Raw genomic sequence first — 1,716 nt, forward strand, 5'->3', positions numbered from 1 at the left:
AGACGCTGAAGGCGTCCACATATGCGACGCGGCTGCCCGATGACCTGTCGGGCCGACAGTGCTACGTGCTCGATCCCATGCTCGCGACTGGCGGCACGCTGGCGGCGGCGATCCGATACTTGGTGGACCGCGGGGCCAACGCCATCACGGTGATCTGCCTGCTTGCCGCGCCAGAAGGCGTCAGCCATCTCGAGAAGACGCTGGCGGGCGTCGACCCGCCGGTCACAATCGTCACTGCCGCATTGGATGAGCGACTCAACGAGCACGGCTACATCGTCCCCGGCCTGGGCGACGCCGGCGACCGCCTCTACGGCGTCGTCTAGGGCGTTCGCGGGCCGGCGAGCGGCCATTCGTTACAACGCCTGAGCCATTTTGTCCGCGACTGCAGCGGGTCCACCCGAGCACCCCGTCGACCGGCCAGGCATTCAGGTTCCGATCGCTTGGCGAACGGACGGTCGCCACTCCGGGGGTCGCGATCGGTAGACCGTCGCCAAGACCCTCGACCGAACGGTGTCCCGTCACCCAGACGGATGTGGGCCGAGTCCGCGATCATTGGACCCATAGCCGGAACAAATCACCCACGCCCGCTGGCTGGCTGTCCAACGACTGGCGCCTAACCTGCCTTTCGTCAGGCTCATGGTCCACGATCAAAGGCAGCACAGCTGCCGGTTGGGTCAGAGCGCCTTGACGGCGGCCACCACCTTGGCGAGCGATTCCTTGGCGTCGCCGAAGAGCAGCATGGTCTTGGGGTCGTACATCAGCTCGTTCTCGATACCCGCGAAACCCGGACGCATCGACCGTTTCAGGAAGACGACTGCGCCGGCTTGGCCGACCTCGATGATCGGCATTCCGTAGATAGGGCTCCCCGGAGACGTCTTGGCGGCCGGGTTCACCACATCGTTGGCGCCGACGACCAGGGCGACATCGGTATATGGCAGCTCGGGGTTGATGTCGTCCATTTCAACGAGCTGGTCATAGGGGACGCTGGCCTCGGCGAGCAGGACGTTCATGTGCCCCGGCATCCGGCCGGCGACGGGATGGATGCCGTACGAGACGACGACGCCGCGGGCAGCCAGGAGATCGGCGAGTTCGCGCACGGTGTGCTGCGCTTGCGCGACCGCCAGCCCATAGCCGGGGACCACGACGACCTTCCTCGCATAGCCGAGCAGGATCGCCACGTCCTCCGGGCCAACAGAGCGAACCGGCCGCGCCTCGCCGCCGGCCGCTGCGCCCGCCGGGCCGCGGGCCGTAAACGCGCCGAAGAGGATGTTGGTGATCGGTCGTCCCATGGCCGCCGCCATCATCCGGGTCAGCAACGTACCTGACGCCCCGACGAGAGTCCCGGCGACGATCAGCAGCGTGTTGCCGAGTACGTAGCCAGATGCCGCCACGGCCAATCCCGTGAAGGCATTGAGCAGCGAAATCACGATCGGCACGTCCGCGCCGCCGACCGGCAGGACGAACAAGACGCCGACAACGAGCGAGACCAGCACGACGGCGACCGCAGCTGCCGACGCGGCCGGCCCCTGACCATCGCCGACAAAGACGACGATGCCGAACCCGATTGCGATGGCGAGCGTGCCGCCGAAGACGAACGCTCCGCCGGGAAAGATCACCGGGCGGCCCGTCATTAGTTCCTGCAGCTTGGCAAAAGTCACCGTCGATCCGGAGAAAGACACCGAGCCGACGATCAGCGAAAAGATGGCAGCCGCCAGG

Annotated in this window: 2 protein-coding genes; one reads left to right on the forward strand and one right to left on the reverse strand. The window is 66.6% G+C overall.

Going from position 1 to position 1,716, the window contains the following annotated elements; translation table 11 throughout:
- Window positions 1-323: uracil phosphoribosyltransferase (gene upp, locus VGR06_RS06505; protein ID WP_327558052.1), on the forward strand; the 323-nt coding region annotated here is incomplete at its 5' end.
- Window positions 324-674: 351 nt separating this feature from the next.
- On the opposite strand, the gene VGR06_RS06510 is transcribed toward upp, so the two are convergent.
- A partial coding sequence (locus tag VGR06_RS06510; protein ID WP_327558053.1) for an NAD(P)(+) transhydrogenase (Re/Si-specific) subunit beta occupies window positions 675-1,716 on the reverse strand: 1,042 nt, incomplete at its 5' end.

The organism is Actinophytocola sp. (assembly GCF_036002505.1).
Lineage (GTDB): Bacteria > Actinomycetota > Actinomycetes > Mycobacteriales > Pseudonocardiaceae > DASYTH01.